The 19046-nt window shown below is 61.4% G+C and carries 16 protein-coding genes; all 16 read right to left on the bottom strand.

Features of this window, described 5'->3' with window-relative positions:
• Positions 1-285: 285 nt before the first annotated feature.
• The 16 genes from O9H32_RS25830 to O9H32_RS25755 all read right to left on the bottom strand — a co-directional run bounded on the left by O9H32_RS25830 (position 286) and on the right by O9H32_RS25755 (position 18560).
• Positions 286-1170, bottom strand: coding sequence for a carbohydrate ABC transporter permease (locus O9H32_RS25830; protein ID WP_269869014.1), 885 nt, complete (start codon positions 1168-1170; stop codon positions 286-288).
• Positions 1171-2052, bottom strand: a complete 882-nt coding sequence (locus O9H32_RS25825) for a carbohydrate ABC transporter permease (RefSeq protein ID WP_269869013.1) — start codon at positions 2050-2052, stop codon at positions 1171-1173.
• A gap of 39 nt (positions 2053-2091) precedes the next feature.
• Entirely contained in the window at positions 2092-2283 is a 192-nt protein-coding gene (locus O9H32_RS25820) for a hypothetical protein (RefSeq protein ID WP_269869012.1), read from the bottom strand.
• A gap of 37 nt (positions 2284-2320) precedes the next feature.
• Entirely contained in the window at positions 2321-3640 is a 1320-nt protein-coding gene (locus O9H32_RS25815) for an ABC transporter substrate-binding protein (RefSeq protein WP_269869011.1), read from the bottom strand.
• 167 nt (positions 3641-3807) lie between these two features.
• The gene (locus O9H32_RS25810; protein ID WP_269869010.1) at positions 3808-4989 is read right to left on the bottom strand and encodes a response regulator transcription factor; all 1182 of its coding nucleotides are present in this window, start codon (positions 4987-4989) and stop codon (positions 3808-3810) included.
• Between the two features lie 6 nt (positions 4990-4995).
• Complete coding sequence (locus tag O9H32_RS25805) at positions 4996-6333, bottom strand: ABC transporter substrate-binding protein (RefSeq protein ID WP_269869009.1); 1338 nt, start codon at positions 6331-6333, stop codon at positions 4996-4998.
• 79 nt (positions 6334-6412) lie between these two features.
• Positions 6413-8227 carry a cache domain-containing sensor histidine kinase gene (locus O9H32_RS25800; RefSeq protein WP_269869008.1) on the bottom strand — a complete coding sequence of 605 codons (1815 nt, stop codon included), beginning with the start codon at positions 8225-8227 and terminating at the stop codon, positions 6413-6415.
• 282 nt (positions 8228-8509) lie between these two features.
• Positions 8510-8950: a Dps family protein gene (locus O9H32_RS25795; protein ID WP_269869007.1), complete on the bottom strand. Its 441-nt coding sequence runs from the start codon at positions 8948-8950 to the stop codon at positions 8510-8512.
• A 365-nt stretch (positions 8951-9315) separates the two neighbouring features.
• Positions 9316-10296 carry an alpha-ketoacid dehydrogenase subunit beta gene (locus tag O9H32_RS25790; RefSeq protein WP_269869006.1) on the bottom strand — a complete coding sequence of 327 codons (981 nt, stop codon included), beginning with the start codon at positions 10294-10296 and terminating at the stop codon, positions 9316-9318.
• Between the two features lie 341 nt (positions 10297-10637).
• Positions 10638-11411 (bottom strand): sporulation protein, encoded by a 774-nt coding sequence (locus O9H32_RS25785; protein ID WP_269869005.1) that lies wholly within the window; start codon positions 11409-11411, stop codon positions 10638-10640.
• A gap of 83 nt (positions 11412-11494) precedes the next feature.
• Entirely contained in the window at positions 11495-12160 is a 666-nt protein-coding gene (locus O9H32_RS25780) for a serine/threonine protein kinase (protein WP_269869004.1), read from the bottom strand.
• Between the two features lie 4 nt (positions 12161-12164).
• On the bottom strand, positions 12165-13055 hold the full coding sequence (locus tag O9H32_RS25775; RefSeq protein ID WP_269869003.1) for an SMP-30/gluconolactonase/LRE family protein: 891 nt from the start codon (positions 13053-13055) through the stop codon (positions 12165-12167).
• A 136-nt stretch (positions 13056-13191) separates the two neighbouring features.
• Positions 13192-14691, bottom strand: coding sequence for a cardiolipin synthase (cls, locus tag O9H32_RS25770; RefSeq protein ID WP_269869002.1), 1500 nt, complete (start codon positions 14689-14691; stop codon positions 13192-13194).
• 305 nt (positions 14692-14996) lie between these two features.
• Positions 14997-15266, bottom strand: a complete 270-nt coding sequence (locus tag O9H32_RS25765) for a hypothetical protein (RefSeq protein WP_269869001.1) — start codon at positions 15264-15266, stop codon at positions 14997-14999.
• A gap of 154 nt (positions 15267-15420) precedes the next feature.
• Positions 15421-17244, bottom strand: coding sequence for an adenine deaminase (locus O9H32_RS25760; protein ID WP_269869000.1), 1824 nt, complete (start codon positions 17242-17244; stop codon positions 15421-15423).
• A 188-nt stretch (positions 17245-17432) separates the two neighbouring features.
• Positions 17433-18560 carry a helix-turn-helix domain-containing protein gene (locus O9H32_RS25755; RefSeq protein WP_269868999.1) on the bottom strand — a complete coding sequence of 376 codons (1128 nt, stop codon included), beginning with the start codon at positions 18558-18560 and terminating at the stop codon, positions 17433-17435.
• Positions 18561-19046: the final 486 nt, after the last annotated feature.

Raw genomic sequence — 19046 nt, 5'->3', positions numbered from 1 at the left:
CCCCTTCCCTCCGCGGGAGCCAAACCGGCCCCTTCCCCGGCATGAGATTCGCCGGGCTGCCGAAGTCCGCCGGCCCGGTCCCTACCGGCCGAGATGCCGTGACAGACCAAGATAAACGGTTTCGCCGTCCTTTAAGGACGATGCGCGTTTATAAGATATATAAGATTACAGGATCGAGCCCTAGCGAGATATAAATTCTTAGATACCAATAAGCATCCTATCCCCTGACAGGGACAAGACGCTTAGGTACTTGCAGTGCGGCTCCGACACCGCAGCCCTCTCTCGTCAATCCTTCACCGAACCTTGCATGAGTCCGGCGATGAACTGGCGCGAGAAGAGCGTGAAGACGACGATCAGCGGGACGGTCGCCATGAGGGTGGCGGCCATGACCATGGAATAGTCGGTGCTGTATACCCCGTTCATCGAGGCGATGAGCATCTGCAAGGTGAACTTCTCCTGCACGGAGATCACGACGAGCGGCCACAGGTAGTCGTTCCACGACCCGAGGAACGTAATGATCCCGAGCGTGGCCAGCGCCGGCTTCAAGATCGGCAGCGCCACGAGCCAGTAGAGGTCGAACGAGCGGCAGCCGTCGATCCGCCCCGCGTTGATGAGCTCGTCATGGATGACCGAGTCCGTGTACTGCCGCATCCAGAAGATGCCGAAGGCGCTGGCGGCGCCCGGAATGATGAGCGCCTTCAGTTCGTTGATCCACCCGAGCTTCTGCATAATGATGAACTGCGGGATGAGCCCGAGCTGCTGGGGGACCATCATCGTCAGGAGGAGGAAGAGGAACAGCGGCTTTTTGCCCGGGAAGTCGAACTTTGCGAACGCAAACCCCGCCATCGAGCAGAAGAACAGCACCATAGCCGTATGCAGCACAGCCACGAGCAGCGAGTTGCCGAAGGACTGGAAGAACCCTACCCCGTTCAGCACTTTGTTGATGTTCACGAGAAGCTGGTCGCTCGGCAGCAGCCTCGGCGGGAAGCGGAACATGTCCGCCGTCGTTGCCGTCGACATGACGAAGAGCCAGTAGAATGGGAAGAGCGAAGCGAGCGCACCGAGTCCCATGCCCGTATAGACCAGCACCGTACCCAGCCAGGCCGTCCGCCGGGGGGCGGCCGATTTCACGCCCAGGCCCCTTTTGACTTCCATCGTATTCGCTGCCATCTACACCCGCTCCCCTCTCGACACGAACTTCCAGTTAATGAACGAGAAGACCCCGATGATGATGAACAGCACCCATGCGATGGCCGAAGCATATCCGAACATCTGGTTCACGAACGCCTGGTTATACAGGTAGAGCACCAGCGTCAGGCCGCCCTTGGTCGCTCCGCCGGAGTTGCCCGTCAGGATGAGCGGTTCGGTGAAGAGCTGCATGCCGCCGATCGTCGAGAGAATGACCGTGAAGAGGATGATCGGCTTCAGGAGCGGCAGCGTAATCGAGAGGAACTGCTGCGTCTTCGACGCCCCGTCGATCGTCGCGGCCTCGTACAGGTCGTTCGGGATGCTCTGCAGGCCGGCCAGGTAGATGATCGCGTTATAGCCGGTCCAGCGCCAGATCACCATGAGGGATATCGCCGCCTTGACCCACAGCGTATCGTTGAGCCAGTCGATGCGCGGCAGGCCCGCCGCACCGAGCAGCCCATTGATCAGGCCGAACTCCGTGCCGAAGAACGAACCGAAGATAATGGCCACCGCCACGATCGAAGTAATATTCGGCAGAAAATAAATGGCCCGGAAGCCGTCCTTGAACTTCAGGAACGCGGCGTTGAGCAGGAAGGCCACCACGAGGGCGGCGAACAGCTGCGGCACCGTCGACATGAACCAGATCACGAACGTGTTGCCGACCGACATCCAGAAGTCCGGGTCGTCGGTGATGAGGTTCGTGAAGTTGCGCAGGCCCACGAATTTCATCTCCCCGAGCCCGTCCCAAGCATGGAACGCGAGATAGAGCGAGAAGAGAATCGGGAAGAGGCCGAAGACGATAAAGAGCAGATAGAAGGGCGAAATCATCAGATAAGGCGCCAGGTAGGGACGCAGGCTTTTCATAACGCGATCACTCCTTTCCGGAAGGGGGAGGGTCTTGGGTCAGGGACCGGACAGCGGCGCCATCATGCCCCGCAGGCATAGGCCGCTCCGGTCGGATTCGGCCATGGGCCCCCAAGTTGCGACGGTCCTGAAAATCGGATCGTCCGCTTGAAGCGGCTCCCGCCCGGAGGCTGTGCCGCTTGCCAAGGAGAGCCGGACGGCTGCCTTAGACAGCCGCCGCACCACCGCCACCCGTGCCCGTCCGTCCCGAGAGACCTCCCGGCCTCCCTTATTTATTTTTCAGCTTTGCTTTGGCTTTCTCGACGAGCGCCCAGAATTCTTTCTCGGCGTCCTTGTTCTTGTCGACCGCGACCGCTTGGAGGCCGTCTCCGATGATCGTATCCACGGTCGCGTAATCCGGGCCCTTGCGCTGCACCTTCACGGCCTTGGCCACTTCGGAGTACAGCACGCCGAGCTTCTGGCCGCCCCAGAAGTCATACCCTGTCTCCGTGAACGCCTTGTCGCCGTAGACCGACGGGGTGGACGGGAAGTTGCCCGAGATCTTGAAGATTTCCAGCTGCTGCGCCGGTGACGTGAGCCAGGAGATGGCTTCATACGCTTCCTTGCTGAGCTTGCCCTGCTTCGGAATCATGAGGAACGAGCCGCCCATGTTGCCTGTGCCTTCCGGAATCTTAGCCGCGCGCCATTTGCCCTTCGTGTCCGGGGCCCGCGTCTCGACATGCCCCCGGCCCCAAGCGGCGGAGATGTAGGTGGCGATCTTGCCGGAGTTCAGCGCCGCGGAGTATTCCTGAAGCGCATTCTTCTGGTCATACGTGCCGGCGATGCCCATCTCGCGGGACTTTTTGAAGTAGTCGAGCGCCTTCTTCACCTGCGGGTTTTTATCGATAATGAGATTGTTGTCTTTGTCAAAGTAGAGCTCGTCGCCCTGGTCGCGGACCGCATTGTAGAGCTCGGTCGGGTTCGAGAGAATGTCAGCGCCCGTCTTCTCCTTGAGCACCTTGCCCGCCGCCAGGAAGTCGTCCCATGTCTTGATCTTCGCCGCGACATCGTCCGGTTCAGACGGCAGTCCCGCCTGCTGGAACAGATCCTGCCGGTAATAGAGGACCATCGGGCCGATATCGGTAGGCAGACCGAGCTGCTTGTCGCCGGCCATGGATTGCTTCCATTTCCATTCCAGATAATCCTTGGCGAGGTCTTTGGCCCCGAACTCGTTCAGATCATAGAATTTGTCGGGATACTTCGTGAATTGGTCGAGCTGCGAGATATCGACCATGGCGATATCCGGTGCGCCCGAGCCGGCCGACATGGCCGTCAAGAGCTTCTTGTGCGCGTCCTCCCACTTGTAGATCTGCGGCACAATCTCGATATTCGGGTGCGTACGGTTGAATTCCGGGATGATTTTCTCGAACGAGGCCCCCTGCCAGAACCACATCTGCAGCTGCACCTTCTTGCTGCCGCCATCCCCGCTGCTGCCGCTGTTCCCGGACGCCGCCGGGGCGCTGTCCCCTCCCCCGCAGGCACTAAGCACCATCATAGACGAGAGCAGCACCGCAGCCGATGCCTTGCCGAATCGACGAATCCTCTTCATCAACATACGCTCCTTTCGGTATTGAGCCCGACCCACCCTTTTTTCTGTATCCGATCCCCCGACGTTCTGTGTGGAAGCCCTTACATTTAGTATAAGGAAAGGGGGAATTTCCGTATATGTGGCACATCTTCGATTTCTTGGAGAAATCACAGGAATCTTGACATTTCTTATACTCCCCCGGCGGCCGAGGCACGGTAATCGTTCGGGGACTGGCCCTCCACCGTCTTGAAGAGGCGGCTGAAGTAGGCCGGATCCTTGTAGCCCACCTTCTCGCACACTTCATAAATCTTCAGCTGCGTCTCCCGGAGCAGCCGCTTCGCTTCACAGAGCCGGTGCTGGGTAAGGTACTGCGAGTACGTCATGCCCGTCTCCTGGTGGAACAGGCAGCTGAGGTAGTTCGGGTTGACCTGGTGATTCTGGGCAAAATCCGTGAGCTGCGCCGCTCCGGCATACTCGCGGTGGACGTAACCTAGGAGCGCGCGCACGACAGGCGGCATCTTCCCGCCCGCATCCCCCCTGCGAGAGAACTCCGTGAAGCCAAGGGCCGCTACCGAGCGGATATACATCAGGCCGAGATCCTTGATGTCATCCGTGCATCCCCCGTAGCCGGCCTTCACCGGCATGCGCAGCTTCTCCGCCATCCAGACCGCCGTCTCCTTCACCTCCCGCTCCCACGCCGCCTTATCCCCCTGCAGGGAGAACAGCACGATGGTCACGAGCCGGTCTTCGACACACACGACGGCCGGGCCCAGCCGGTTGAAGGCTTCCTCGGCACAGCCCCGGATGAAATACCGCACCGAGGGGGCGCCCAGCGACTGGAGATCCTTCGTAGAGAACGACACGAGCATGATTTTCTCGTATGGAGGGATGAGCCCCCGGTCGAAGTCCGGCAGCGGCACATCGTGCAGCAGATCGTGGATCCGCTTCTCGAGCAGCGCCCGGTGGCGGATCGCATCGACCTGCCGGACATCCCGGCGCTGCCGGTATTTGCCGTACGCCGTGCTGTAGATCTCCTCCAGCTTCTTCTTCGAGAGCGGCTTGAGCAGATAGTCTGCCACCTGATGCTGCAGGGCCTTCTGCGCATAATCGAACTCCGCATGACCGGTCAGCACATAGACATCGGTCTCCGGATAGGCGCTGCGGATATGGCCTGCCAGCTCCAGGCCGTCCACCGCCGGCATCCGGATGTCGGTGATCACCAGCTGCACGGGATGGCCCTGCAGCAGCTGCATCGCTTCGCGCCCGTCGCCGGCCGCCAGCACCCGGTCGACCCCCTCCATCTTCGCCAGCAGCCGGCAGACCGGCTCCCTCACGCTCGCTTCATCGTCGGCTACCATGATCGTGAACATTGGACTTCACTCTCCTTCAGGATGTTGTACCTCGTCCCTCATCTGTTGCTCTATTGCCCGCCATACAGCGTCCGGGTCGGCCCCCTCCGCCTCCACCCGGTGCAAGCCGTCCCGCACGATCCGGTCCAGCCGCGCGAATGCCGGCTCCTCATAGCCCCCCTTATACCGCAGCGCGGCATAGGAATAGAGCTGGCCGACGGGCGCGTTATGGAAGAAGCCGTCCCGCATTTCCAGGAAGTCGCTGGAGGCATAAGACTCCGGCGTGGACGGGAAGTTCCCGCCGCTTTTGAAGCCTTCGAGCTGCTGGGGCGGGGCCGTCAGCCACCGCACGAGGGCATACGCTTCCCGGGGATACCGCGACGAGGCCGGCACGGCCAGGAAGGAGCCCATCCAGCTCGACGGCTTGCCGGGGGCCCGCGTGAGGTCCCACTGGCCGGCCGTGGCCGGGGCATTCTTCTTCATCAGCCCGTGGAGCCAGGAAGGGGCGAGCACGGCGGCGAAGCGTTTGTTCACCGCCCCGTCGGCCCAAGCGGGACTCTGGGAAGGCAGGCCGGCGTTCAGTCCGAGCCGGTGGAAGCGGATGGCCATGTCCCAGGCCTCCCGGATGCTGGCGGCCTGATCAGCTGTGAGCGTCCCGGCATCCTCCTCCCTGGCAGAGAGGGGCTGCATGGAGCCCGGAGCCCCCATCACCTTCCGGATCGGGCCGGACCGGGCGGCATCCAGCGCTCCCGTCCCGCCGGGAACGGCATTCTCATCGTACTGATTGAGATATGTCGTATACACATTCGTCAGATTATCGAACAAGGCGGCCCCCGTGCGCTCCTTAATCTGCAGCCCGGCCTTCTCTAGGCTCTCCCAAGATGACAGGAGCTTCGCCGCTTCTTCCCGGTCTTCGGGCAGCCCGGCGGCGGCGAACAGGTCCCGGCGGTAGGCCAGTGCCGCAGGCCCGATGTTCGCAGGCATCGCGAACAGCATCCCGCCGTCCCGGCTCTCTCCCTGCCGCCACTTCCAATCGAGGTAATGCACCCGTTCGTCGCCGAACTCATATAGATTATGAAAATGCTGGGGAAAGCGCTTAAGCTCACTGAGCTGATAAGCCTCCAACAGCACCGCATCCGGCGCATCCGACCAGGTGGCGAACGCCGTCATGAGGCTTGGCAGCAGGTCGTCGTACTGGATGGTGACCATCTCCACATCGACATCCGGATGCTCATCGATATACCCTCTTACAAGTCCCTCATAACCGCTGCCGGCCCACACCCACAGCCGCAGGGTGACCTTCGGCGAAGCCTGGGCCACCGCAGGCAGCTGTACCGCCATCGGTGTACACGCGTTCAGTAACAAGCATAAGAGTATCAGTATCCACGGAGCCGCCCGCCAGCCGCACGGCCGCCGCCATTCCCTGATGCTTGCGCCATTCCTTTCAAGCCGCACCGCCATCTCCCCTTCCCTCCGGCGACTGTCTTGCTGTACCTGCTCCCGCCAGCGGGAGCGTCAGCTCTACCCGCAGCCCGCCGAGCGTACTGTGACTGAGCCGCAGGCCGTGCGGCTCCCCGTAGTATGCGCCGATCTGCCGGTGGAGGTTCGGCAGACCGATGCCCCGGTCCCCTTCCGGAGCCAGCACTTCCATGCGGAGCTTCCGTTCGAGCTCCGCGAGTTCCCCGTCGCCGAGGCCGGCCCCGTTATCCTCCACGGAGCAGTGGAGAGTTCCTCCGCTGGAGCAGATCTCCACCCGCAGCAGCCACTCGCAGCCCGCCTTGTGCTCCAGCCCGTGATGGAACGCGTTCTCGACCAACGGCTGCAGCAGCAGACGCGGCACGGGCTGTTCCTCGAGCCCTTCCTCCACGTCCATCACGACCGTGAATTGGTCCCGGTACCTCGCCCGCTGCAGCAGCAAGTACCGCTCCAGCTGCTCCAGATCCTCCCGCAGCGGCACCAGCTCGCTCGACGGGTGGACGCTGTAGCGCAGCAAGTCGCTCAGAGCCAGCGTCATCTCCTGGGCATCCTCCTGGCGGCCGTCCTCGATCGTCCAATAGATAAGATTCAGCGAGTTATAGAGAAAATGCGGCCGGAACTGCGCCTTAAGCGCCACCAGCCTCGCCCGCTGCTCGCTGATCTGCTGCTCCGAGAGCCGCTGGATCACATCGTCGAGCTGAGAGACCATGCCGTTGTAGTTCGCATACAACTGCGTCAGCTCCCGGCTCGCGAACTGCCCCTTGACCGGGTGCAGCCGCCCCCGGCCGACCCGGTTCAGCCCTTCCGCCAGGCGTCGGATCGGCTTCGTCAGCGTCCAGCTGTAGAACGCCGTCAGCACCAGGGCGATCCCCGCCCCGGCCGCCATCGTCACCAGCGCGTGCATCCACATCTGCAGCGCATCGCCGTAGACCGCTTCTTTGCGGAAGTAGGCGATCGTCGTCCACCCGCTGTACACCGACTTGGCATACGTCACGTACACCTGCTGCTGGTCCTCCCGCGTCGTCCATTCGAAGAAAGGCTGGGCTCCCCCGCCGAACTTCGAGAACAAGGCGACATCCGCCGCCCTGCCGATCTCCCTCGGCTCCGTCGAATAGACGATGTTGCCCGAGCGGTCCATCACCTGCACTTTGCGTTCGACCCGCTGACCCGTCTCCCCGATGATCCGGTTAATCTTCTCTACCGGGAAGACGATGAACTGGTCGCCGAGCGTCTCGAGGCTCGTGCGGTCCTTGACCTTCCGGGCCCCGATGATCGCCGGGATCTCGCCGTCGCGCCACGCCGGCCCGTAGACCCACAGCATCCGGCCGTCCTGTGTCGACATCCGGCCGTACCACGGCGTCAGGGACACTTCGTCATGCTGCCGCCAGAACAGCTGCAGGGATTCGCTCGACGCATATACCCGGCCGTCCCGGTCGAAGAGATGGACGAGCATGTCGCTGGCGAGGTAGCGCGCCTTCTCTGCCATATACCGACCGAGCTCGAGCGGGTCCGGCGGTGCCCCTCCGTCCCCTGGGGCCTTCAAGGCGCTCTGTACACGGGGGTCGAAGGCCAGCATTTGCGAGAACTGGTCGTACTGCCGCAGCAGCACGTCGATTTTGGCCGAGAGCTGCTCCACTGATTCCTGCGTGTAGCCTGCTGTCCGGTTCATAACCAGCTGCGAGGTCAGACGGTAATTGAACATATTCGTTAAGGCGATCCCCAGCACCGCAATGATGAACATCCCGGCAAGCAGCTGCACGAAGATCGGCAGGGGGCGCTTCAAGAGCCGCAAGAGCCTCACCTCGATTGTTATGCTACCGGCGGAGTTCCCGTTCAGGGGCCCCTTACCGGTATATGTATGTGTTTCCTTCGCTGTCCCCAGCGGCCTAAGCATTCTTGTGGAACAAGGGCTTCAGCCCGATCGCAAAGGAATGCGCTTTCATATGGGTCTTCTAAAAAACCGGAGCCTCTCTCCCACTCCGGTCTTTTCTTGCGTCTTTTTTTGCGTCTTCTCTGGCGCTTACTCCCGCGCCCGCTCCCTCGTCATCCTGCCCGGCCTCCGGGTTTACTTCACGAGGAACGACTCCAGCATCCAGACGTGCTTCTCGAGCGAGCTGTGGATGGCAAGCAGCATATCGCCTGTCGTCTCGTCGCCAACCTGCTCCGCGAGCGCCATACCTTCCTTCAGTTCCCCGATGAGGATGCCGAAATCCGCTGCGATCGAAGCGACCATGGCTTCCGCATTCTCGCCGCCGGCCGCCTCGCGCACACTCGCCTTTTCGAGAATTTCGCGCATCGTCGCTACCGGCTCCCCCCGGAGGGCCAGCAATCTCTCTGCCAGGTTATCCACGTGGAGAGCCGCCTCCGTGTAGAATTCCTCGAATTTCGTATGTAAGGTGAAGAATTGCGGTCCTTTCACATACCAGTGGTAGTTATGCAGCTTGATATACAGCAGGCTCCAATTGGCGATCTGGGTATTGAGTACCTCGGTCAAGTTCCGGGACATACGTCATTCCTCCTTCTGTTTTCTTACCAATATCTTCATTGAAAATAAGCATACCATACAACGAATGGAGCGTATATTGTCCTTCCGTCCCCTTGTCCGGCACCTATAACCCGTGTGGACAAGGATATCCCTTCCGCGGATCCGATCTTCTGTCGAACCGTAGGAATATTTGTTTCCCGTGGAACAATGGTTCGGCACGATTCGGCCTGAACCCTCTTACTATGGCAGAATTCGCCTTTCTTTATCCGCCCAAAGTTGCGTTTTGCGTCAATCTGGATGACAGCCGGGTTCGTTCGCGCGGGCGGGCTTCCCAGCAATCCGTCTGCCCGGAAAAGCGGCCGCGAGCTGCCTTCCCGTGGACTGTTCTAGTAATCCAGCAGACTGTATATCCCCTTGGCAATCCGAGCAGGGTTCGGAATCCACTCATCCTCAATGAGGGAGAACGCAAAGACCGTATCAGGAGATGTGACCCGGAGTACGGGGGCCTCCAAATGCAGGATCGCCCTCTCATTGATTCCGGCTATAACTTCGGCGGCTGCGCCCGACGTTCTCTGGGCTTCCTGGACCACCATAGCGCGTCCCGTCTTCCTTACCGAGGCTGCCACAGTATCCATATCCAGCGGCATTAGAGTTCTTAGGTCAATCACTTCTACTTGGGCTCCGCGGGTGCGCTGCACTTCATCAGCCGCTTTGAGGGATGCGTGGACCATCGCACCGTACGTGACTAGCGTAAGGTCAGTCCCTTCCCTGACCACCTTGGCTTTGCCCAAGGGTACCGTGTAAGCCTCTTCCGGCACCTCCTCGCGGAACGTGCGGTACAATTTCATATGCTCAAAGACAAAGACCGGATCATTGTCGCGGATGGCGGCTATCATCAGACCTTTCGCATCATAAGGTCCTGAAGGGATTACTACCTTGAGTCCGGGAGTCTGCATCAACAGCCCTTCCAGCGGTTCGCTGTGGAGCTCCGCTCCCTTTACGCCGCCTCCGAAAGGCGCCCGAAAGGTAATCGGGGCATGATACCGGCCTCCCGAACGGTACCGCATCCGCGCCGCCTGCACGCAGATCTGGTCCATCGCTTCGAACAGAAAGCCGCTGAACTGGATTTCGGCAACAGGACGGAATCCCTGTATGCCTAGCCCGATTGCAAGCCCCCCGATCGCCGATTCGGCCAGCGGCGTATCGAAGACCCTCTCCTCACCGAATTCCTCCTGAAGTGACTGGGTTGCCCGGTGGACACCCCCCGCCTTGCCTACGTCTTCACCGAATACGAGAACACTCGAATCTCTTCTCAGCTCGCACCGAAGAGCATCATTAATAGCTTGAATCATCGTCAACTGAGCCACACCTAACGCCTCCTTTATTTTATTTTTATTCCATTTATTTCAATATTACATTGTTAATACAGTAATCCAAAATTATATAAACAGTCAATTAAATTTATGTATAACACCTTATTTTTATTTACTTTTATGTGGTAGTACAGATTTTAAAAAATTGTATAACAGTTGCTGTGTCGCTAAGATCACTAGACTTATCGCGCCATTCGGATGGGATATCCCCGCCACATCGGCAGCTTCAGAGACCTCATGAGAATAAAGCCCATACACCCCGATCTACACAAAAAACAGGCCCCCGTCTCCATGGAAACGAAGGCCTGCCCACTATACCATTATTGCGCCTTACATCAGCTGTACCGCGAGATAAGCTCGCGCAGCTCGCCGGATACCGGCTGGGCGCCCCGGCGCAGCTCGCTGCCGGGAATCGTCAGGCGCACGAAGCTCTCGTCGGTCTCCATCGCTTCCGCGAAGAGACCCATGAGGCCGCGCGCCTTGCGGTCGATCTGCAGGAAGAGCTCGAGATCGTCGCCCTTCTTGAAGAAGAGCACTTCGAGCTCGTCGAGCTGCCCGCGGAAGTGCGTCGACGGCACGAACTCGAACTCCTGCACGAACGGCAGCCGTCCGCCGAGGCGCGGCGCGTAATCGTTCGTCACTTCCCGCAGACGGAAGCCGAGAAGATCCAGCGCGTCGAGCACCGTCTGCATATGTGCGTAAGGGACGATCTCGATGTGATCCCGGTCCGTCGGGTCCACCGCGTTCGGGATGTCGAGACCGGTCTCGATCCAGACGTTCGCGCTCCGCAGGGAGATCGGCGTATGGTCGGGAATGACGAAGGAGAACGGAATCTCCCGCCGCTCCCCGGCCTGCACGAGGAACCCTTCGGTCACGCGGAACTTGGCGGCCTCTGCCGTCTTACGGACCTTCTGGTCGTTCTCTTCCTTGATATACTGCGTCTTGATATAAATATAGATCGCATCGATCTGCTGCTCGGTCTGTCCGCCTTGTACGACTACGACACCGCTCAGCTCCTCGCCGACCGTCACCTGCGCATTGTGCAGCTGGGTATCCACTTTGGCCGATCCGATCCCCACGCTGGCCAGCACTTTCTTGAAAAACGACATTGCCCTACCGCCTCCTTAGCGTCTTGGCTCGCTTCGAGCCGCATACCCATCATACGCAGGGGGTCCATTGCGGTTTCAGTCCTTCAGCAGGACCCGCGCCGCTTCCTCATGGCCCGGTATCCCCGGCGTACGGCGTTCATCACAAAGTCCGGAACCGGAATACGGTGCAGCAAAGGCACCCGGAGATAGAACCGGTGGTACGCCTTCTTGAGATCTGTCCACATCGTGCACGCATCCGTCTTCAAAAAATCGGATACGTCGACCACCATTCCGCGGCCGTCCTTCATCATGACGTTCTTCCCGTGTACGTCGTGGGGGTTCAGCCCCCGGGCCACCGCATAAGCAAGCGCCTCATCGATATCTTCGATCACCCTGCGGGGGATGGGGATCCCTTTGCGCACGCAGTCGTATAAGGTTACGCCCTCCAGGCGCCGCAGCACGAGGTAGCTTCCGCCGTAATGGTAGCATTCCGAATAGGCCGGATGCCGGCCGAGCCGGCGGTACACCTCCGCCTCCTCCTGCAGGCCGTGACGGTTCGGCGCATAGATCTTGATGACCAGCCGGGGATACTCCGGATGCGAGAGGACCACGGCATAATTGCCGGCGCCGACGAGCTTCCAAGGCTGCGGCAGCCGTACGACAACGACAGGCTCGTGAAGCTGCTCGCTATTCACGGACAGCTCCGGCAGAAGCTCCGTTTCGATTAGGCGGATCAATGCCGTGAAGTGGTTGTCCGCCCCGTAGGCCATCTGCTTATCCTCCATAGAAGCTGGCTGCCCGCCCTTTCACCCCGGTCCGGGCCCGGAACAGTCCGCCGGCCAGCGGCTGCTCCGCCAGCTGCTCTGCCGAGAGCCAGTTCCGGGCGGTCGTGATGTACAGCTCGTCATAGGCCTCCCCGCCGAAAGCGCAAGAAGTCACCTGCGCCGCCGGTACGGGGACCGCGCCGATCCGCTCCCCGGTCGCCGGGTTCCAGCGGGAGACCTGCCAGCCGCCCCACTCGGCGATCCACAGCATCCCTTCGCTGTCGACCGTCATGCCGTCGGGGGAGCCCTTCTCCCCCTCATAGGACACCACGATGCGGCGCCCGGTCAGCTCCCCGCTCGCCAGGTCGTAGTCGAATGCGGCTACCCGTTTGGTCGGTGTATCGATATAATACATCGTCTTGTTGTCGGGGCTCCAGCCCAGCCCGTTGGAGGTGGTGACACCCGCGAGCACGCTGCGCAGACGCCCGTCCGCCTCCAGGCAGTACAGGGAAGCGGTCGGTTCGCTGCCCCGCATATTCATCGTACCGGCCCAGAATCGTCCGGCCTCGTCGCACTTGCCGTCGTTGAACCGGTTGCCCGCGAGCTCTTCCTCCGGATCGGCCAGCTTCTCCAGCTCCCCGGTCTCCGAATCCATGAGATAGAACCCGTGCTGCATAGCGAGCACGAAGCCTCCCGCGGTCCGCGGCACGGCCGCCCCCACCCGCTGTTCGAGCTGGATCGTCCGGTGTTCCTCTGCCGGCGACGGGTCGTAGAAGTGAACCCGCCTGTCTTCAATATCCACCCATACGAGACTGCCGCTGCGGTGATCCCATACGGGCCCTTCCCCAAGGGCCGCACGCGCATCCCATACCAGTTCCGCTTTTGCCTGTGTCTCCTGCATCGCTCCGTTTCCTCCTCTTCCCTTGCCGCCTTGCCATTTCCATTTGCTTTCCATTGTAGCATAGGATAAGCCGGTAAGCGACGGCGGCCAGGCCGACGCCCGGCGGAATCTCCGGTAGGGAAGGCCGCTGCCGCGCCTACAGAATCGGGGATAGGAGCCGCGACATCGACTCCATGACCCGGCTTAGGAAGCTCCGTCCCCGGTAGGATTCCAGCGTGAACTCGCGGCAGTGGGCCAAATCTTTTTGGAAAGCCTCCTGCAGCTTCACTGCCGTCTCTTCATCGTACAGAAAGGCGTTGATCTCGAAGTTCAGGACGAAGCTCCGGTGATCCATATTAGCCGTGCCGACAGAGGCGGCCCTGCCGTCCACGACGAGAGTCTTCGCATGCAGGAACCCCCGCTCGTATTGGAAGCACCGCGCCCCGACCTGCAGCAGCTCGCCGACATGAGCCTGCGTCGCCCACTGCACGAGCCGGTGGTCGCCCTTGAAGGGAACCATCAGGCGGACATCGACGCCCGACAGCGCAGCAATCTTGAGCGCCGTCATCACACTCTCGTCCGGGACGAAATAGGGCGTCTGCAGCCAGATCGTATCCCTGGCCTCATGGATCAGCTTGATCAGCGCCGTCTTGATCTGCTGCCGGTCCGTATTCGGTCCGCTCGTGACGATCTGCACGGCCGCGCCGCCCGGATGCCGCACCAGCGGCGGGAAGAACGCCGTCTGCTCCTTGTCCGGGACGGTCTGTCCGGAAGCAAGCGACCAATCCATGAGGAAATACCGCTGCAGCTCGTACACTGCGCCGCCCCGCAGCATAAGATGTGTATCCCGCCAGTGGCCGATCCGCGGGTCGAGCCCCAGGTATTCGTTGCCGATATTGAAGCCTCCGATGAACCCGGTCTTCCCATCGATTACAGCCACTTTGCGGTGGTTGCGGTAGTTGATCTTGAGATTGAGATACGGCACCAGCGACGGGAAGAACGGATACACCTCCGCTCCCGACCGGGTCAGTTCCTTCGCCCATTTGCGGGGCAGCCCCGGCGAGCCGATCGCATCGTACAAGAGCCTCACCTTGACGCCGCTGCGGGCTTTGTCCACGAGGATGGTAAGGAGGTCGGAGCCGATTTTGTCATAAGAGATCTTGTAATACAGCAGATGGATATGCTCCTTCGCCTCCTGCAGCTGTCCGAGCAGCGCATCGAACTTCTCCCGGCCCTCGGTCAGCACCGTCACCTCGTTGTTCTGGGTCAGGATGGAATGCCCGCTCTTGAGGTTGAGGTGAATCAGCGGCTGATAAGCCTCCGCAGCCGTATTCCGGTACTCCATCGAGCCCTGGTCGATCCGGTATACCTGCTCGTGGGCCACCGCCCGCACGACACGTTCCGACCGCCGCTTCATCTTATACAGCTGCCGCCGCGCCAGATTCTGCCCGAAGACGAGATAGAGGAAGAACCCGAGCACCGGCAGGAACAGCAGCACCATCAGCCAAGCCCAGGTGACGCCGATGTTGCGGCGTTCGAGGAAGATGATCGGGATCGCAAGTACGAAGTTGATAACAGGGAACCAGGAAGTAAAAAAAGTCCATATAGCGCCGTTCCATACATCCGGCATCGCCGGCATGGCGGGTAGTGCTGACATCGTATCTCCCCCGATCTCTCTATGTAGTTGAACGCCGTAGCTTGGATGCTGCTTCCCGCCCAGGAAGGATAAGCCAGTCAGCGATTAAGTTAGTGTCTGCCCGGGTCCGGCCCGTTATTCCGGAAGGGAAATGGCCGGGGGGCGCTTCGGGATTCGTTCTATATGTTACTTACCTAATGACGGGGGGAGACGAAACCGACCGCACACCTCCACCCGCAAAAAAAAGACCCGCCGCAGCGACAGGCTGGCGGCAGGTCTCGGCCTTGCGTGACGGCTGCCCTCCGGGGGCTGCCTTCGCAAGCGGTCTATTCCTCTTCGATCGGCGTGAGGCTGTTCAGCGCCGCTTCATCTTCCGCGAGCAGGGAGTTCGTGAGCTCCAGCGCCTGCGGGTTGGTGCCCTCCGGCACTTGGTCGATCGAACGGTGGGCTTTGTCCACAGCCGAATGCGCCTGCTCGATAAGCTGGGCGGTCGGGTGGGACTGGGCCTGCGTCACGGCATGGTGCGCCTTGGCTTCTGAATTCTGCGCCTGCGACACCGGGTTCTGCGACTGAAGACTGGAATCGTAACGGGACATGGGGTTCTCCTCCTTCCCTTTGGGTATCCCCCTTACTATGGCAAGAACGGGGAAGGTTTATGCCGTATGGCGAAGGAGGAGAGCAAGCCGGGGGCGAACCGGCCTTTGGAGTCCCTGCGGAGTCTTGCGCCCCCAAGCAGTGCGCGGTATGGATCTACGCTTCGACGAACAGCGGTACGCGGGAGATGCCCCCGGCCGTGATCTGCACGAGCCCCTTGTCGGAGAGGCGCAGCTCGGGAATGACGACGAGCGCCAGCAGCGACAAGGTCATGAAGGCGTAGTTCAGGCGGCAGCCCGCCTCCTCCAGCGCCCGGGAGAGCCGGCGCGACTGCTCCGCCACCTGCTCGAACGGGGCGTCCGACAGCAGTCCTGCGATCGGCAGCGGCAGCTCTGCGCCTCCGTCTTCGAGGGCGATCACGGCGCCGCCCTGCAGCTCGGCCGCCCGCTGCGCCGCGCGGGCCATGAGCCCGTCGTCATTGCCGATGACGAGCAGGTTATGGCTGTCGTGCGCCACCGTCATGGCCAGCGCCGCAGGCCGCTCGAAGCCGATGCCTTCGACGAGCGCCACCGAGCGGCCGCCCGTGCCGTGGTGCCGCTCCAGCACCGCGATCTTACAGAGCCCGCCGGCCGTCACGGCGAGGTCGACCCTCCCGTCCCGAACCGCTACGGGTCTCAGCTCCGCCTTCGTCTCCACGTGGTTCTCCTGCACGCGGATGACACGGGCCGTCAAGGTCCCTTCCGCTGCGGGAGCTTCGATCACGAAGTCTTCCGGCTTCGGCGCTCCGGCCAGACGGACCGAGCGGATCACTTCCTCCGGATACGAGGCCGGCGCAAGGTCCACCGTCATCCGGCCGTTCTCCGCCACAACCTCGCCCGCACAGATCGTCATCACGACATTCACATCGGCGAGGTGCCCGTCCAGCAGCACCATATCCGCGCAGGAGCCCGGCGTGACCGTACCTACGTCACGCACCACCCCGAATCGCTCCGCCGTGTTGATCGTCGCCATCTGGATGGCCGTGACCGGCTTCACCCCCTGCCGGATTGCGTTCCGGATCACGAAGTTCATGTGCCCTTCGTCCACCAGCGACTCCACGCTCCGGTCATCCGTGACGAGCATCATGCGCCGCGAGTCGAGCCCCATCTCCGTATGGGCCTTGATCGTCTCCTCGACGTCGTGCCACGCGGAGCCGCGGCGCATCTTGGCGTACATGCCGAGGCGGATGCGCTCCGCCACGTCTTCCTTCGTCACGCATTCGTGGTCGCCCGTGATGCCGCTCGCCGCATACGCGATGAGCCGCTCATCATGGGAAGGCCAGGTGAAGTGGCCGTCGGCCACCCGTCCCGCCCGCAGCGCTGCTTCGATCTCGCCGAGCATGACGGGGTCGCCGTACACCACGCCCGGGAAGTTCATCACCTCGCCGAGGCCGATCAGATCCGGCCCCCAGCCGAACGCTTCCGCCACCTCTGCCGGGCCGAAGCAGGCGCCGCTTGTCTCCAGATCCGGCGATGTCGAAGGTACGCAGGATGCCACCTGCATATAGGCGGCCAGCGGCGTGCGTCTCGCTTCGTCCAGCATGAGGCGCAGTCCCTTCAGCCCGAGAACATTCGAGATCTCGTGAGCGTCGAAGAACCCGCCTGTCGTGCCAAGGGGCAGCACGGCGCGGGCGAACTGGGTCACCGTCAGCTGTGTGCTCTCGATATGGCAATGTCCGTCCAAGAAGCCCGGCGCGAGGTAACGGCCGGCGGCGTCCACCACCTTCGTCTGCGGCCCGATCAGCTTCTCCGGCTTCCGGCCCACATAAGCGATACGGCCCTCCTGCGCCCCGACCGCCATGCCTTCCAGCACTTCGCCCGTGCAGACGTTCACGAGCCGGGCGTTCACCACGACCAGGCTTGCCTTGAGATCGCCCCGGGCGGTCGCCACCAGCTGCGCCAACCCGTCCGCCAGCGGTTTTCTGCGGTTATTCTTGTCCATGCCGCTCACTCCTTTTGTGGGTTTCTCTTCGACCCATGGTTAAATTGGTAGATAAGATACCACACATTCCCTGCCCTCGGGAAGGGGGCGCTGCCCCGTTTGGCTCTGCCTCCTTACTTTTTGTTGAGGGATCCAAAAGCAGCCGCCCCCTTTGGGCAGCTGCACAACAAACCTGCCTCGCGGCGCCCTTACCGGACGGTCACCTGCAGCCCCGGGTAAGTCTCAGCGAGCTGCTCCGCCCGCTGCTGCAATCTCGCGCGCTGGATCGGCACGGAGAACAGCTCCGGATCCGGGAGCAGCGTCAGGGACGTGCCGGTCTCCCCCGTCTCGCCCACCGTGAGCAGCCCCGTCTGCGGAATGCCGTGCCGGTATTCCTGCCGGTAGATGCTCCCCTCCCGCCGGATCTCGGCGGTCAGCCGCAGGCACAATGCATTGACCACCGCCGGAGATATGCTCTTCTCTGCGCCCGGCACTTCATACACCGCGCCTTGGGGGCCGTGTCCGAGCTCCGTCAGCACCGTCTGCACTACGTTCGCTGCAGCGGTTCCGAGCGGCCGGATGGGGATGCCCCGGCCATTGTCGGCCACCGTCACCGAGCCGTCGTCGTGCAGGAACAGGGACACAGCCGTACTGTGCCCCGCACGGTGCTCCGCGGCGGATTGCTCTAGCAGTGCCCATACGAGCGGATGCGGATCGTATCCGGGCGCGCCCCCGCCGGTTCCGAGGTACACGCCGGCACGTCCCCTCGCTTCCGTCATCTCAACATAACGGCTGGCGTCCAGCAGATCCGCAGAAGCCGCCAGCAGCAGAAGAAGAGGCAGCCTGCGGTGGGGAGGCACCGCATACTGGCCGCCGCGGTCTTCCTGCACGAGCAGGTCCGCTCCGAGGAGCGCCTTGATATGGTGATACAGCTGCCCGGTCGTGCCCATGTTCAGCAGCTCCACCAGCTCCGCTCCTGTACGGGGCTCCTGAAGGACCGAGCGCAGAATGTCGAGCCGCTGCTTATGGCCGATCGCCCCAAGAATCCGGGCCGCCTTCTCGGCATCGAGCCCGAATAGCTCCTCCACTTGCCGTTCCCGGGGCTCCCAACGGTACGCCTCCTCACCGCTTCGGTAGGCTCCCGAATAATGGAGCGAGCCTGCATTCGCTCCGGCTGTCGGTTGGTCAGCCCCACGGAGCGGAGGCGCACTCTCCGACTCCGGCACACTCACGGCGCGCTGCCCCGTGAGCTGTTCTCCCAGCTGCCCGACCACCCGCTGCAGATCGGCCAATTGAAGCCTCAGTGCATCCAGTTCCGCCTCTACATTCCGTACCATGATTCTGCTCACCTCACGTATTATCTATATACGTAATTACGTATTTAGATAAATTATATGCGATGTTGGTTTCTTTGTATACTGTTATTATCCAAATTCGCCTCACAGCCAGCCCTCTGGCCGTGTAAGATGCGGGCTATCCTTCCTATCCGAAAGGCGGCCCCGGCCGCCAGAGAGATTTGGTCAGGGGCGAAGGAGTGCTCTCCGTTGAACATCCTAAAAAAATCCGCAGCTAAAAACACACCTCGACCGGTCGATCGCTCTACTTAATGCGGCCTTCGCGGACAATTACGCTTAGGAGGCACGATGGGAATGGAGAAGATGCCGGACGAATACGCAATGACGGAATACTGGACGGATAAACTACCCCGAAAATTACTCTTAGCACAGACCCGAAAATGGCAGCACGAAACTAAGCCCAGCTTTTATGTTTTTTAAAAACTGTGCTTCTTTGGATTTATGTAAAAGCGTTAAGAGGCCTCTGAA

Source organism: Paenibacillus caseinilyticus, assembly GCF_027533645.1.
GTDB classification, from domain to species: Bacteria; Bacillota; Bacilli; order Paenibacillales; family NBRC-103111; genus Paenibacillus_G; species Paenibacillus_G caseinilyticus.
Note: the sequence above shows the minus strand (reverse complement) of the source record. Positions and strands in the feature narration are given on the sequence as shown.

What these genes read in the sequence shown, in the direction of transcription:
- O9H32_RS25830 (WP_269869014.1), bottom strand. Translation starts at nt 1,170, where the DNA reads ATGGCAGCGAATACGATGGAAGTCAAAAGGGGCCTGGGCGTGAAATCG.
- O9H32_RS25825 (WP_269869013.1), bottom strand. Translation starts at nt 2,052, where the DNA reads ATGAAAAGCCTGCGTCCCTACCTGGCGCCTTATCTGATGATTTCGCCC.
- O9H32_RS25815 (WP_269869011.1), bottom strand. Translation starts at nt 3,640, where the DNA reads ATGAAGAGGATTCGTCGATTCGGCAAGGCATCGGCTGCGGTGCTGCTC.
- O9H32_RS25810 (WP_269869010.1), bottom strand. Translation starts at nt 4,989, where the DNA reads ATGTTCACGATCATGGTAGCCGACGATGAAGCGAGCGTGAGGGAGCCG.
- O9H32_RS25795 (WP_269869007.1), bottom strand. Translation starts at nt 8,950, where the DNA reads ATGTCCCGGAACTTGACCGAGGTACTCAATACCCAGATCGCCAATTGG.
- O9H32_RS25785 (WP_269869005.1), bottom strand. Translation starts at nt 11,411, where the DNA reads ATGTCGTTTTTCAAGAAAGTGCTGGCCAGCGTGGGGATCGGATCGGCC.
- O9H32_RS25780 (WP_269869004.1), bottom strand. Translation starts at nt 12,160, where the DNA reads ATGGCCTACGGGGCGGACAACCACTTCACGGCATTGATCCGCCTAATC.
- O9H32_RS25775 (WP_269869003.1), bottom strand. Translation starts at nt 13,055, where the DNA reads ATGCAGGAGACACAGGCAAAAGCGGAACTGGTATGGGATGCGCGTGCG.
- cls (WP_269869002.1), bottom strand. Translation starts at nt 14,691, where the DNA reads ATGTCAGCACTACCCGCCATGCCGGCGATGCCGGATGTATGGAACGGC.
- O9H32_RS25765 (WP_269869001.1), bottom strand. Translation starts at nt 15,266, where the DNA reads ATGTCCCGTTACGATTCCAGTCTTCAGTCGCAGAACCCGGTGTCGCAG.
- O9H32_RS25760 (WP_269869000.1), bottom strand. Translation starts at nt 17,244, where the DNA reads ATGGACAAGAATAACCGCAGAAAACCGCTGGCGGACGGGTTGGCGCAG.
- O9H32_RS25755 (WP_269868999.1), bottom strand. Translation starts at nt 18,560, where the DNA reads ATGGTACGGAATGTAGAGGCGGAACTGGATGCACTGAGGCTTCAATTG.